The sequence below is a fragment of the Bacillus sp. N12A5 genome, from assembly GCF_026790125.1.
GTDB lineage: Bacteria > Bacillota > Bacilli > Bacillales > Bacillaceae > Bacillus.
In genome coordinates, this window is sequence record NZ_JALAMR010000020.1 from 1 (window position 1) to 13,782 (window position 13,782).

Consider the following 13,782-nt stretch of genomic DNA (forward strand, 5'->3'; position numbering starts at 1 on the left):
ATAATGCCTGTATCGAATCGTTTTTCTCGCATCTCAAAACAGAGAATGCATATTTTTCGACGTGTCAAACCGAAGAAGAGCTTCACAAGAGCATTGAAGATTACATTCAATTCTATAATCACGAACGATTCCAGAAAAAATTAAACCAGTGTGCTCCGGTACAATACCGTAACACACTGGTTGCTTAGGCTTTTTGTGGCTGTCTACTTGACAGGGATAAGACCGGTATCAGGAGCCTTTTCTCTTTCTTCTATAAATAATATTGCCGTTTTGAATCACGTACTTTGCGATCATACGCTCACTCACAATAAAAACGGGATAGGCGCATACGAGCGCAAACACGGCCATCGGCACGTGCTGTACGGCCGGCAGCATTGAGCCTGCCGCATTGCGAAGGAGCAGCAGCAGATAAATGAGCAGCACGATGACTGCTAATGACACCAGCATAATCGGTGCTGATACTTTATATTCATAAAGCCGTTCCCGGCAGTGTCCGCAGCGAAATTGACAAGGTACATTTGACGATCTGACCATGTCGCCTGTCAAAGGTTTGCCGCAGTTCGGGCATAGGGTTTCTTTCATAGGGTATTCCTCACTTTCCATTCCATATGTCTATTATACCAGAGTCCCTTCTGTTTCGTTTTGTTGCTGTTCAACACATTTTCACATTTTTTATCATCAGCTTACTTGTCTCTGTCTCCAAAATCCTCTACGCTTAAATAGATCTTAATGGAGGGGATGTATGAATGCTTCCGATTAATAGACAGCAACACATACTGAAGTGGCTGAAAGAAGAAGGCGCGCTCAGAATTTCTGATATCAGCGCACGGTTTGGCGTTTCGGAAATGACGGTATACAGAGATGTCAATCAGCTGGTTCAGTCAAATCAGGTCATTAAAACGGCCGGCGGCATCACGCTCCCAGCCCGGACACCTCAAGCAGATCATATGTGCAGCTACTGTCTGAAGCCGGTCAATCAGGCCCATTCGGTTCAGCTGATTACGGTAAACCAAGACATTGAACAGCTATGCTGCGCACATTGCGCGTTCTTGCGTTACGCAGATAAAACGGAAGAGGTTTCACACTTGATTTGCAGAGATTTTCTGTTACACACAACGGTCAGTGCCGGTTCGGCTTATTTCGTCGTCAACGCTGAATTAAACCTGCACTGCTGCCAGCCGCAGGCGATTCCGTTTGCGACACTCGACCATGCCGAACGGTTTCAAAAAGGATTCGGCGGAGCCGTCCGCACCTTCGACCAGGCGCTGGAGGACATGCTTCAAGACAGAAAAAAGCGCTGCACCTGCACCAAGACATAACACAACATATACAGCGGAAGGTGGTGTTTGAGTGATGAAGCAAAACAGATGGTGGATCATCCTTCTGCTTTTTCTTGTTTTCCTGCCGAAAACAAGCTTTGCTCACGCCTATATTGTCAAATCTTCACCTGGGGAAAACAGCGAATTAAAAAGCGCCCCAGCACAGGTGGAAATCGAATTTAATGAACCGGTTGAAGAAGGGTTTCATTACATTAAAGTTTATAATTCAAACGGCGATCGGGTGGATTTGGACAAGACTGAAATTAAAAAAGATAACAATCACATCATGACGGTGAAGCTGAAAAAGAATCTGCCGCATGATGTGTACAGGGCCGAATGGAACGCCGTGTCCGCAGACGGGCATCCTGTTTCCGGCGTCATTCCATTCAGCATCGGAAAAGCGGATGGCGGATTCAGCGGCCAAAAAGCAGCCGGTTCCGCGCTGAATCTGGGAACAGCCACGGACCGTGCCATTCTGTATACAGCCTTATCTCTGTTTATCGGGACGGTTTTCTTCCATCTCTTCTGGTATAAAGGGAACTCAGAACAGCTCACCAAACGGACAAGGCGCATCCTGATAGTCTCCATCACCGCACTGGGTCTGGCGCTTTTGCTTCAGCTTCCGATTCAGACAAAAGCAAACGCGGGCGGCGGCTGGGGCAGCGCCTTCCAGCCGGGCTACATCAGAGAAACACTGTTTGAGACTGCCGGCGGCACCATCTGGATCATACAGACCGTGCTGTATGTGCTGCTTGCACTGTCTGTAATCCCTGCGATACGAAAAAACCGCTTTTCGTCCTTCAGCTATTGGACAGCGCCGCTCATTTTCTATTTCGCTCTCCTGCTTGCCAAAGCATTTACCGGGCATGCAGCTGTCGTTGAAGAAAAAGCGGTCGGCATTTTGATGGATTTCCTTCATTTATCTTCCGCTACCATTTGGGTCGGCGGGGTAGCGGCACTCGTGTTGCTGCTCGCAAAAGAATGGAAGCAGCCTGATAAAACGTTCGCATGGGAAACGGTCAGACGGTTCTCCCCGTGGGCGCTTACTGCCGTCGGCGTCATTTTGTTTTCAGGCTTGCTTAATGGCTTTTTTATCATTCGTTCGATGGATTCACTGTTTCATACTGCGTACGGGCAAGCTCTTTTAGTGAAAAGCGGATTGTTTGTTTTGATGCTGGTCTTAGGCGCGGTTCATTTTCTGCTGACCAGAAAGCAGCGCCGCACAGGAATCAGCCGAACGCTGAAAGCGGAATGGGCAATCGGCATCGCCGTATTGATCACAGCGGCCGTGTTTACAAGTCTGCCAAGCCCGCCTGAGCCTGCGCCAACACCGTTCTACCAAACAAAAGCCATTGAAAACGGGCAAAGCGTGTCTCTCAGCATCAGCCCGAACCAGCCAGGCAAAAACGTATTTGAGCTGCGAATCACCGACCATAACGGCAACCCGGTGAAAAACATCCAGCAAATTACGCTAACCGTTTATAAAACAGGCCTGTCAGGAAGTGAAAACAAAAGCACGTTTCAATTAAAAGAGACATCAGAAGGCGTTTTCCAGGATGAAAACCTGTCCATTAATGAAAAGGGCAACTGGAAGGTCAAAGTCCACGGGCTGACCGGAGACTTTAACGAAATCAATATCATCTTTACAAAGACCAATTAAAGGAGTGTTTAAGTTGTTGAAAAAAATCGCATTCACACTATGTCCCGCTATTGTTGGCTCCCTCTTATTCTTTACGGCCCCAGCCAGCGCGCACGTTACTGTAAAGCCTGCTGAATCCGCTGCAGGCTCTTGGGAGACTTATACAATGAAGGTTCCTTCTGAGAAAAATCTGCCGACAACAAAGGTTGTCCTCAAGATGCCAAAGGATGTTGAATTCCAGCAATACGAGCCAATCCCGGGCTGGAAGGTATCCACTCAGAAACATGATGACAAATCAGTATCCGTGACGTGGGAAGCAACTGGCGGCGGCATTCAGGAAGGACAGTTCCAGCAGTTTACCTTTGTTGCCAAAAACCCTGGAAAAGCCGAGGAAGCCGCCTGGGACGCCTACCAATACTACAAAGACGGCAGCATAGTTGAGTGGACAGGTGACGAGGATGCGGATACACCTCATTCCATTACAAACATTACCGCTGCAAAGCAAGTGACAGATGAGCACGGCGCAACGAAAACGGAAGACGATTCCGACAACTCAGGCTCTTCTGCTCTAGACATCACAGCGATTGTGCTATCTGCGGCTGCCATAATTTTATCTGTAGCGGCTCTTGTAAAGAAAAAGCGTGCATAATAAAAAAAGCGATCCAGATGTCATGTCTGGGTCGCTTTTTTATTTAACCGCGTCCTGCCTGGAAAGAAGGATATTTCGTCATTCCGCCGTCCGCAAACAATGTGATGCCTGTAACGTAGCTGGATTCCTTCGAAGCAAGCCATGCTGCCACTGCGGCAATTTCCTCCGGTTCACCGATATAGCCCATCGGAATCATGCTTTCTACATCTGCTTTCTGTTTAGGGTCAGCAAATTTTTCAGCATTGATTGGCGTATTGATCGCACCTGGCCCGATATTGTTCACGCGAATGCCCTTCGGCGCGTATTCCAAAGCCAATGTTTCTGACATCAGCTTAATTCCGCCTTTACTTGCCGCGTAGTGGACAAATAGCGGCCATGGAATTCTTTCATGCACGCTGGACATGTTGATGACATTTCCCTTGATATCATTTTCTACGAAATATTTAATCGCTTCACGGCTTCCTAAAAAGGCACCCGTTAAGTTCGTGCTGATGACTTTATCCCAATCCTTGAGCGGCATTTCGTGAGATGGCACAGGATTCTCAAGTCCGGCATTATTAATCATGATATCGAGTGTGCCGAATTCTTTAATGGCAGTTTGCACGATATTTTGTACATCTTCCTCTTTCGTGACATCACCTTGGACGACAACGGCTTCACCGCCCGCCTTAATGACCTCTTCTTTTACCTCGTTCGGATCCTGTTTATTACTATAATAGTTGATGACCACTTTTGCCTGCTCCTTTCCGAAGCGAATGGCCATGGCTTTCCCGAGACCTGATGCAGCTCCTGTAATAGCGACGACTTTTCCTTTTAAATCCGGATACATATACATCCTCCTCAATTGTTATGAATTTGTTTTGGCAATCCCTAAAAATACAGCGGCAGCAATAATTAAGATGATCCCGATCGCGATAGCAATCAGCTGGCGTTTCGTTTTCTTTTCACGCAGGATGAATATGCCGCCGAGCGTAGAAATGACAATTCCCATTTGTGACAGGGAAAAGCTTGTTGCAACGCCAACTTTCGGCTGAGAAATAAACAAAAACATATTTCCGCCTGCCCAGATTAAGCCTGGGAGAATATTTCGGATCGCATACTTGTTAAAGGGTTTGTGCCTATAGGTTAAAACCAACCCTCCAACCACCATGCCAATCGCCTGCGGCAGCAGTGCCGACCAGCCGGACACATTGAACAACCTAGCCACGACGACATAAACCAAATAACCAAGAGTCGAGACAAGGAGAATCAAAATGCCCTTTTTCAAGTTGCTTGGCTCGCCTTCTTTTTTATCCTTCTTATCTTCCAAAGATGTGAGAATGATTCCCACAATGATAAAGATCAGAGCGAGAATGCCAAGCGTAATTGCAATCGGTGTTGACCATTCGCGGAACACGATCACACCGAACAGCGAGGTGGAAACGAGCTGCATTCCTGTGGAAATCGGCATTGTTTTAGATACACCCATCAATTCAATGCTTTTCAGCTGGTTGGCTTGCCCAAGTGACCAAAATAAGCCGGATACGATTCCAACAATAAAAATGCGCAGTGACAGAACGGGCTGAACAAAAAAGTAAATCACGATCGAAACAATGAGCGCCCCGATCGTCGTTCCCAGGGTCTGGCTGTACGGCCCGCCGCCTAATTTCACATTGAAGAGAACAATGCTCCCCCAAAACAAAGCCGGGAGAAGAGCCAATAATAAATCCATTGTTGGGGAACCTTCTTTCAAAATGTATTTGCTGTTATTTTGGCTGGAATTGTTGTGATTATTCGCCGGAACACAAAAAGAGCTGCCGGAAGATCCGGCAGCTCTCAGGAGCTTGCATTCTTTTACAAACCAATGGACATATATTTTGTTTCAAGGTACGGCTCAATGCCTTCTGAACCGCCTTCACGGCCGATGCCGCTTTCTTTCATCCCGCCAAATGGCGCTTGAACCGCTGACGGTCCGCCGTCATTCCAGCCGATAATGCCATACTCAAGATTCTCGGAAATATAGATGCCGCGGCGGTAGTTTTCTGTGAAGAAGTAAGCAGCCAAACCGTACGGTGTATCGTTGGCAAGCTGAATCGCTTCATCAATATCAGAAAACGTGACGATCGGCGCAACCGGGCCGAATGTTTCCTCGTGCATGATATTCATGGACGTATCAACATCGGTGAGCACTGTCGGATTCACAAAGTAGCACCCTTTGTCATCGTTTCGGTCATATGTGCCCCCAGCAATCACTTTCGCGCCTTTTTCAACCGCATCATCAATTTGGCTGACGATTTTTTCGAAGCCTCTTTTGTTGATGATCGGGCCGACATTGACGCCTTCTTCAAGTCCATTTCCGACTTTCAGCTTAGACACTTGCTCGCTCAGTTTCGCAGCAAATTCATCTTTGATGGATTCATGAACGATCAGGCGGTTGGCACATACGCAGGTTTGACCCGCGTTGCGGTATTTAGACACCATCGCTTGTTCAACGGCAAGATCAATATTTGCATCCTCATCCACGATCAGCGGTGCATGTCCGCCGAGCTCCATGGAGATGTGTTTCACGGTGTCCGCGCTGTTTTTCATGAGGATTTTTCCTACTGGTGTTGATCCTGTGAACGTGATTTTGCGGATTTTCGGACTGCTTGTGAACACATTTCCGATTTCTTCTCCATCACCGATGACAACCTGAAGAACATCCTTCGGAATGCCCGCTTCATATGCGAGGCGCGCAAGCTCATAGGCAGACAGCGGTGTGTCCGGTGCCGGCTTGATAATAAATGTACAGCCGGCAGCAAGAGCAGGCGCCGCTTTCCGCGTTATCATCGCATTCGGGAAATTCCAAGGCGTGATGGCAGCAACAGGGCCGACCGGCTGGCGTGTGACAACAATTCGTTTACCGGTTGTCGGAGCAGGCACCGTTCTTCCGTACACGCGCTTCGCTTCCTCTGCGAACCATTCGATATAGCCTGCGCCGTAAAGCACTTCGCCGACTGCTTCCTGGTACGGTTTTCCGTTTTCCTTTGTAATTAAATCTGCAAGTTCTTCTTTATGTTCTACAATCAGCTCATACCATTTTTTCAAAAGAGACGCTCTTTCGTTCGCTGATGTTTTAGACCACGTTTTAAACGCTTGATGTGAACGTTCAATGGCTTCTTCTACTTCTTTGGCTGATTGCTGAGGAATCGTTTTGATCTCCTCGCCCGTAGCCGGGTTGTAGACCGTTAATTGATCTGGCATATTGAACATTCCTTTCTTGTCGTGATTACTTAAAATGATAGCAGACCCAGCCGTTTTCTTTCCAATAATTAAGCTTGCAGGCCCGCCTCTAAGATGCTGAGCCCTTCATTCAAAAGCTCATCTGAAATAACCAGCGGTGTCAGAAAGCGGATGATATTGCCGTTGATCCCGGCTGTCAGCAGCAGTAATCCGTTTTGATTCGCGTACGCTGCGATGGCTGCCGCTCTCGCTTTATCAGGCTCACGCGTGTCTGGATCCTTGACGATTTCGATTGCCGCCATTGCCCCGAGTCTGCGGATGTCACCGATGAACGGGTATTCTGTTTTCCATTCAAACGCTTTTTCTTCAATAATCTTGCCGATTTCCTCAGAACGTTTATTCAGGCCTTCTTCTTCAATAATGCCCAAAACAGCCAACGCCGCCGCGCACCCAAGCGGACTTCCCGCATACGTGCCGCCCAGCTCTCCGGGCGCCGCTGCATCAAGCATTTCCGCGCGGCCGATCACACCGCTTAATGGCAGGCCTGCCGCAAGCGATTTAGAAACCGTAATCAGATCAGGCACTACATCAAAGTGCTCAATCGCGAAATAAGTGCCTGTTCTGGCAAAGCCTGTTTGAATTTCATCTGCGACAAACACAATGCCATGTTCTTTGCAGAATCTGGCGACATGCTGTACAAACCGCTTCGAAGGAATGATAAACCCGCCTTCTCCCTGCACTGGCTCCATCACAACACACGCTACCGTTTCAGGCGCGACTGTAGCGATAAAGAAATCATTGAACGCTTGGATGACCATGTCGTCATAGCTTTCATCACTCATGCCCGCCGGCTTTTGATAATAATAAGGGAACGGCGCTTGATAAACCTCTGACGCAAAAGGCCCGAAGCCGAATTTATAAGGTTTTACCTTGCTCGTCATGCTCATCGTCATATTCGTGCGCCCGTGAAATCCGCGCGTAAACGAGACAACCCCTTGGCGCTTCGTATACTTTCTGGCGATTTTCACAGCGTTTTCGACCGCTTCCGCCCCTGAGTTCAGGAAGATCGCTTTTTTCTCGTGGCTGCCTGGAGCAATGCCGCACAGTTTTTCGGCTAATTCAATATAAGACGGGTACATCATGACATTGAAGCCCGGGTGAATCAACTCCTCTGCCTGCCGCTTCACTGCTTCTACCACCTTCGGATGCGAGTGTCCGACGTTTAACGTTCCAATGGCGCCTGCAAAATCAATAAATCTCCGGCCGTCCAGATCGTACAGCTCAGCCCCTTCTCCTTTAACCGCCAGACTGCGGTTGCCGTTGCTCACACCTTTTGACACAAATTGATCCCGTTTTTGCTGCCACTGGGCAGTTGTGACGCTTGCTGTTGTTTGACTCATGTAAATGTCCCCCTGTCGTTATTTTCTTATCATTCTGATTTCTTTTTGGTATGATGAAAAGTACCAATTATAACTTTTTGATGGTATCAGAAGGAGAAGCTGCATATGGACATCACAATCACACTCGACCACTCAGAACAAGCCGATTACATCTATCAGCAAATTTATCAAAAGCTGAAAAAAGAAATTCTCAGCCGCAATTTGCTGCCCCACTCGAAGGTTCCTTCCAAGCGGGAGCTGGCTGAAAAGCTGAAGGTCAGTGTAAACTCAGTGAATTCAGCCTATCAGCAGCTATTGGCCGAGGGATATTTGTACGCCATTGAGCGAAAGGGGTTTTTCGTGGAGAAGCTGGACATGTTTTCTGCCGAGGAGCACCCCCCGTTTACACTGCCGGATGACCTGAAAGAGGCCCACATGGATCAGAGCGATTGGATTTCGTTTTCACACATGAGTGCCGATACAGACCATTTTCCGATCAAAAGCTGGTTTCGCTGCGAGCAAAAAGCGGCCTCTCGCTCATACCGTACGCTCGGTGATATGTCGCATCCGCAAGGGATATATGAAGTGAGAGCGGCCATCAGCAGGCTCATTTCCCTGACGCGGGGCGTAAAATGCCGGCCGGAACAAATCGTCATAGGGGCAGGCACACAGGTGCTCATGCAGCTATTGGCTGAGCTTTTGCCTAAAGAAGCAGTGTATGCGATGGAGGAGCCCGGTTACAGGCGTATGTACCAGCTATTAAAACACGCCGGAAAAGAGGTGAAGACGATCATGCTGGATGAAAAAGGCATGTCAATTGCTGAAATCAGCAAGCAGCAGCTTGATGTGCTGGTGACGACCCCGTCGCATCAATTTCCGACCGGAACAATTATGCCTGTATCCAGAAGAATTCAGCTGCTGAACTGGGCAGCCGAGGAGCCGCGCCGATATATCATTGAGGACGATTATGATAGTGAATTCACATATGATGTAGACAGTATTCCGGCGCTGCAAAGCCTCGACCGTTTTCAAAATGTCATCTATATGGGAACCTTTTCAAAGTCCCTTCTCCCCGGCTTGCGGATCAGCTATATGGTGCTGCCGCCTGAGCTACTGCGTACATACAAACAGCGGGGCTATGATTTGCAGACATGCTCGTCTCTTACACAGCTCACCCTGCAGGAATTTATCGAGTCCGGAGAATACCAGAAGCATATAAAAAAAATGAAGCAGCATTATAAAGAAAAGAGAGAACGCCTGATCACCGCTTTAGAAACAAAGTTCAGCGGAGAGGTTACCGTAAAAGGGGCAAATGCGGGACTGCATTTTGTAACCGAATTTGCAACCAGCCGTACCGAACAAGACATCCTGGCAGACGCTGCCGGCCAGCAGCTTGAAATCTTTGGAATGAGCCGATTTGACTTGGAGGAAAACAAGCTGCATTCGGGCAGGCCCGCTCTCATCATCGGCTTTGCACGGCTGAAGGAAGAAGACATTCAGGAGGGTGTCCAGAGGCTTTTCAAAGCGGTTTACGGCCATAAAAAAATCCCCGGTAAAGGGGATTGATTCACCAGCGGTCCTGGTCCACATTCAGCACAGCTTCAAGCAGGCCCGGAAATGCCTTTTCAAGGTCTTCAGCCCGAAGCGAATAATATCGGCGCTTTCCTTCTATGCGAACTTGAGCGATGCCTGATTCTCTTAACACTTTAAAATGATGCGACAAGGTCGATTTGGCAACCTGTACATCCGCACATGTGCTGCACGTTTTTTCTTTCGCTTCAGCCAATTGCTTGACGAGCTCTAAACGAAGCGGATCACTCAGTGCGTGAAGGACCTTTGTCAGCTGCAACGTTTCTGTTTCTGGATGGTTTGGAATGTTCATGACACAAATGTATCACACAACTATTAGAATGACAATTTTACTATTTAAGGGTTTTTTCTTTACCTCATTTTGATTACATGTTACAGTTAGTTCGATTAAATTCGAACAATAAATTCAGCATAACGATGGAGGAGATTGAGATGATCGTATTACAGGCTTATATCAAAGTAAAACCAGAAAAACGCGAGGAATTTTTGAACGAGGCGCAATCGCTTGTTCAGCATTCAAGAGCTGAGGAAGGCAACGCGCAATACGACCTGTTTGAAAAAGTAGGAGAAGAAAATACATTTGTGATGCTTGAACAATGGAAAGATGAAGCAGCGATGAAATTCCACAATGAAACTGCGCATTTCCAAGGATTTGTCGCAAAAGGAAAAGAACTGCTGAGCGCTCCTCTTGATGTTGTCCGCACAGAGCTTAGCGAATAAGGAAAGGGTGTCCCATATGAATGAAGTCATCAAATCATTAACAGACCACCGCTCGATTCGCAGCTATACAGACGAGCCTGTAGCCCAGGAACAATTGGACCAAATCATTCAAGCAGTGCAATCAGCGCCATCTTCTATCAACGGGCAGCAAGTGACTGTGATCACAGTGCAGGATAAAGAGCGCAAAAAGAAAATCTCCGAGCTTGCAGGCGGGCAGCCTTGGATTGACCAGGCTCCTGTTTTCCTGCTGTTCTGCGCAGACTTCAACCGGGCCAAAATCGCGCTTGAGGATCTGAATGATTTCAAAATGGAAATCACAAATGGCTTAGAATCTGTCCTTGTCGGCGCAGTAGACGCTGGCATCGCCCTCGGCACAGCCACTGCAGCGGCTGAGTCACTCGGACTTGGCACAGTTCCGATCGGCGCGGTTCGCGGAAACCCTCAAGAGCTGATCGAACTTCTTGAGCTTCCGAAATACGTGTTTCCTTTATCCGGCCTTGTTATTGGCCATCCTGCCGACCGTTCAGCGAAAAAACCGCGCCTTCCGCAGGAAGCAGTCAATCATCAGGAAACATATTTGAATCAAGATGAGCTGACGTCTCACATTCAGGCATATGATGAGCAGATGTCTGAATACATGAATAAACGGACAAACGGAAAAGAAACGAGAAACTGGTCACAGAGCATCGCTTCCTACTATGAGCGCCTGTACTATCCGCATATCCGTGAAATGCTTGAGAAACAAGGATTTAAAGTTGAAAAATAAGTATCACCCGGCCTGTCGGATTTTCCGGCAGGCCTTTCAATTGTCCGGTTAAAATCCATTGACTTCTATTTAGTTTATTTGGTAAAATTTTTTCATTGTTACTCATTGGTTTTCTGTGAACCAATGGGTTTTCTAATGTTCAAGAAAGAAGGAAGCCATGAGATGCTTGATAAAAAAACAGATATCTTGCTAGCTGCGCGAAAGCTTTTTTCGGAAAAGGATTTTACGTCTGTTTCCATGCAGGCGATCGCAGAAGAATGCAAGATGTCAAAAGCTTCGATATATAAGCTGTTTCAATCTAAGGAAGATCTGCTTTTGGAGCTGCTGTCATTTAACCAGAAACAAATGGTGGCCGCGGCCTCAAGACTGCAGGAAAATACTTCACTGACACCGGAGGAGCGTTTGACGCAAAAGGTCAAAATGGAGCTGGAAGGCTTCAGGCGGAATCAGCAGTTTTTCAATATGCTGACCTACGGAAATCCCAAGCTGCATAATGACCGGGTCAAACAGCATATTTATCAGACCAGATCAACGATTATCTGCTGGCACCGCGATTCGCTGATCCAGGCGTATGGAGAAGCCATTCTCCCGTTTGTGTGGGATTTGGTGATCATTCTTCACGGCATGATGCGTGAGTTTTTAATGCTGATCAAAATAGAGGAAAAACCGCTTGAGCTTGACCCGATCGCGGAGTTTATCATCAGCACCCTCAATCAGATTGTCAAAAACAAGGAAACCCGGCAGTCTCTTCTTCCGCATGAAGCCATCGAGCTTTATATTCATTCAGCATCCTCCTGCAAGCCAAAGGATAAATCAGCCCTATTGTCGGAAAGCCTGAAGGAATTACATAAAAGCATTTCTTCCCTGCCAGCCGCGGACTATGACGTAGATGAACTGGCATCCGCAGCCGCCATGCTGGAGGAAGAAGCGAAGAAGGAAGAACCCCGCACTTTTTTACTCAAATCACTGATTGGCTATCTGGAACAAACCGGTGTTTTAACACAGCCCGTTTCGATGTTAAAAACACTGTTAATTACTTAGAGAAAAGAAGGGATATGTATTGGACACAAGTATTGAACAAAAACCTTTTAACCGTTCTGTCATTGTCGGCATTTTGTTAGCAGGGGCGTTTGTCGCGATTTTGAATCAGACGCTGTTAATTACCGCACTTCCCCATATCATGAGGGATTTCAATGTCGATGCCAACCAAGCGCAATGGCTGACCACTTCGTTTATGTTAACCAATGGGATTTTAATTCCGATTACCGCCTTTTTAATTGAGAAATTCACGAGCCGGGCGCTGCTCATTACAGCGATGAGTATTTTCACTGCCGGAACAGTCGTCGGAGCGTTCGCGCCGAACTTCCCGGTTCTGCTGGCAGCCCGCATTATTCAAGCGGCCGGAGCCGGGATTATGATGCCGCTCATGCAAACCGTATTCCTGACGATCTTTCCGATTGAAAAGCGCGGCCAGGCCATGGGTATGGTCGGATTGGTCATCTCGTTCGCGCCTGCGATCGGACCGACTCTTTCCGGATGGGCAGTCGAAGCTTTCTCTTGGAGATCACTGTTTTATATCATTCTTCCGTTTGCTGTGATTGATTTAATTCTTGCCAGCATTCTGATGAAGAACGTGACGACTTTAAGAAAAACAAAGATTGATATTTTATCAGTCATCCTTTCAACTTTTGGATTCGGCGGCCTTCTGTACGGCTTCTCAAGCGTCGGCTCTTACGGCTGGACCAGTTCAACCGTCTTGATATCATTGCTGGTGGGTATCATCGCACTGCTCTTGTTTATTACAAGACAAATGAAGCTTGAAAAACCGATGCTCGAATTCCGTGTCTTTACGTTTGGCGTGTTCAGCTTAACAACACTGCTTGGAACGCTTGTCTTTGCATTATTAATCGGTACGGAAACCATCCTGCCGCTTTATACACAAAACGTCAGAGACGTCACAGCTTTTGATACAGGGCTTATGCTTCTTCCGGGAGCCGTCGTGATGGGCTTCATGTCACCGATTATCGGCAGAATCTTTGACCGTGTCGGCGGAAGAGGGCTGGCGATTGCCGGTTTCTGCATCATCTTCCTGACATCGCTGCCATTTATGCAGCTGACCGAACATACATCACTAGCTTGGATTGTAGTGTTGTATACCGTTCGTCTCTTAGGCACCGCCATGATCATGATGCCGGTGACGACAGCCGGAATCAATGCGCTGCCGCGCCATCTGATTCCGCACGGAACAGCGATGAACAACACGATTCGCCAAGTCGGCGGCTCGATCGGAACCGCACTATTGGTATCCGTGATGAGCAACCAGGCGGCTCACGCAGGCACGACAAATGTGAAGCACGCCGCCCTGCACGGCATGAACGCCGCTTTTATCGTGGCAGCCTGCATTGCACTTGCCGGCTTCCTTCTCTCATTCACATTAAAGAAACCTCAGCGGCCTGCCGAACAGCAGCCGGCACGCTGATCCATAAAAAAGAGCCCCGCTATTAAGCGGAGGCTCTTTT

At 47.8% G+C, this 13,782-nt stretch carries 15 protein-coding genes; 9 read left to right on the top strand and 6 right to left on the bottom strand.

Translation table 11 applies throughout. The features are described 5' to 3' along the window. The coding region (locus tag MOC09_RS18085) for an IS3 family transposase (protein WP_268371389.1) at nt 1–188 on the top strand (188 nt) is incomplete at its 5' end. Between the two features lie 40 nt (nt 189–228). Here the strand turns inward: MOC09_RS18085 and MOC09_RS18090 are convergent. After that, complete coding sequence (locus MOC09_RS18090; protein ID WP_268360885.1) at nt 229–582, bottom strand: hypothetical protein; 354 nt, start codon at nt 580–582, stop codon at nt 229–231. 164 nt (nt 583–746) lie between these two features. Between MOC09_RS18090 and ycnK the strand changes: the two genes are divergently transcribed. Genes ycnK through MOC09_RS18105 form a run of 3 tightly spaced genes read left to right on the top strand, consistent with a single transcriptional unit; the run spans nt 747 to nt 3,607 of the window. Continuing rightward, nucleotides 747–1,319: a copper uptake transcriptional regulator YcnK gene (gene ycnK / locus MOC09_RS18095; protein WP_088111542.1), complete on the top strand. Its 573-nt coding sequence runs from the start codon at nt 747–749 to the stop codon at nt 1,317–1,319. Nucleotides 1,320–1,353: 34 nt separating this feature from the next. Beyond that, nucleotides 1,354–2,979 carry a copper resistance CopC/CopD family protein gene (locus MOC09_RS18100; RefSeq protein WP_268360884.1) on the top strand — a complete coding sequence of 542 codons (1,626 nt, stop codon included), beginning with the start codon at nt 1,354–1,356 and terminating at the stop codon, nt 2,977–2,979. Between the two features lie 13 nt (nt 2,980–2,992). Beyond that, nucleotides 2,993–3,607, top strand: a complete 615-nt coding sequence (locus tag MOC09_RS18105; protein ID WP_268371391.1) for a YcnI family protein — start codon at nt 2,993–2,995, stop codon at nt 3,605–3,607. Between the two features lie 43 nt (nt 3,608–3,650). Here MOC09_RS18105 and gdh read toward each other — a convergent pair whose 3' ends face one another. The 4 genes from gdh to gabT form a co-directional block, all read right to left on the bottom strand. After that, complete coding sequence (gene gdh, locus MOC09_RS18110) at nt 3,651–4,436, bottom strand: glucose 1-dehydrogenase (protein ID WP_268360881.1); 786 nt, start codon at nt 4,434–4,436, stop codon at nt 3,651–3,653. Nucleotides 4,437–4,454: 18 nt separating this feature from the next. Then, nucleotides 4,455–5,318 carry a glucose uptake protein GlcU gene (gene glcU / locus MOC09_RS18115; protein ID WP_268371393.1) on the bottom strand — a complete coding sequence of 288 codons (864 nt, stop codon included), beginning with the start codon at nt 5,316–5,318 and terminating at the stop codon, nt 4,455–4,457. Nucleotides 5,319–5,440: 122 nt separating this feature from the next. Further along, nucleotides 5,441–6,829, bottom strand: coding sequence for a succinate-semialdehyde dehydrogenase (gene gabD / locus MOC09_RS18120; RefSeq protein ID WP_268360878.1), 1,389 nt, complete (start codon nt 6,827–6,829; stop codon nt 5,441–5,443). A 68-nt stretch (nt 6,830–6,897) separates the two neighbouring features. Next, entirely contained in the window at nt 6,898–8,208 is a 1,311-nt protein-coding gene (gene gabT / locus MOC09_RS18125; protein WP_268360877.1) for a 4-aminobutyrate--2-oxoglutarate transaminase, read from the bottom strand. Nucleotides 8,209–8,313: 105 nt separating this feature from the next. Between gabT and MOC09_RS18130 the strand changes: the two genes are divergently transcribed. Further along, nucleotides 8,314–9,753, top strand: coding sequence for a PLP-dependent aminotransferase family protein (locus tag MOC09_RS18130; protein WP_268371395.1), 1,440 nt, complete (start codon nt 8,314–8,316; stop codon nt 9,751–9,753). 1 nt (nt 9,754) lies between these two features. On the opposite strand, the gene MOC09_RS18135 is transcribed toward MOC09_RS18130, so the two are convergent. Beyond that, entirely contained in the window at nt 9,755–10,069 is a 315-nt protein-coding gene (locus MOC09_RS18135) for an ArsR/SmtB family transcription factor (protein WP_003234476.1), read from the bottom strand. A 140-nt stretch (nt 10,070–10,209) separates the two neighbouring features. On the opposite strand from MOC09_RS18135, the gene MOC09_RS18140 reads away from it, so the two are divergent. From MOC09_RS18140 to MOC09_RS18155, 4 genes are all read left to right on the top strand, one after another. After that, on the top strand, nt 10,210–10,497 hold the full coding sequence (locus tag MOC09_RS18140; RefSeq protein WP_019713321.1) for a putative quinol monooxygenase: 288 nt from the start codon (nt 10,210–10,212) through the stop codon (nt 10,495–10,497). A 16-nt stretch (nt 10,498–10,513) separates the two neighbouring features. Continuing rightward, a complete protein-coding gene (nfsA, locus tag MOC09_RS18145) occupies nt 10,514–11,263 on the top strand; it encodes an oxygen-insensitive NADPH nitroreductase (protein ID WP_268360874.1) in 750 nt (249 codons plus the stop codon). A gap of 162 nt (nt 11,264–11,425) precedes the next feature. Further along, complete coding sequence (locus tag MOC09_RS18150; RefSeq protein ID WP_268360873.1) at nt 11,426–12,304, top strand: TetR/AcrR family transcriptional regulator; 879 nt, start codon at nt 11,426–11,428, stop codon at nt 12,302–12,304. 19 nt (nt 12,305–12,323) lie between these two features. Continuing rightward, complete coding sequence (locus tag MOC09_RS18155; RefSeq protein WP_268360872.1) at nt 12,324–13,742, top strand: MDR family MFS transporter; 1,419 nt, start codon at nt 12,324–12,326, stop codon at nt 13,740–13,742. The last annotated feature ends 40 nt before the right edge of the window (nt 13,743–13,782 follow it).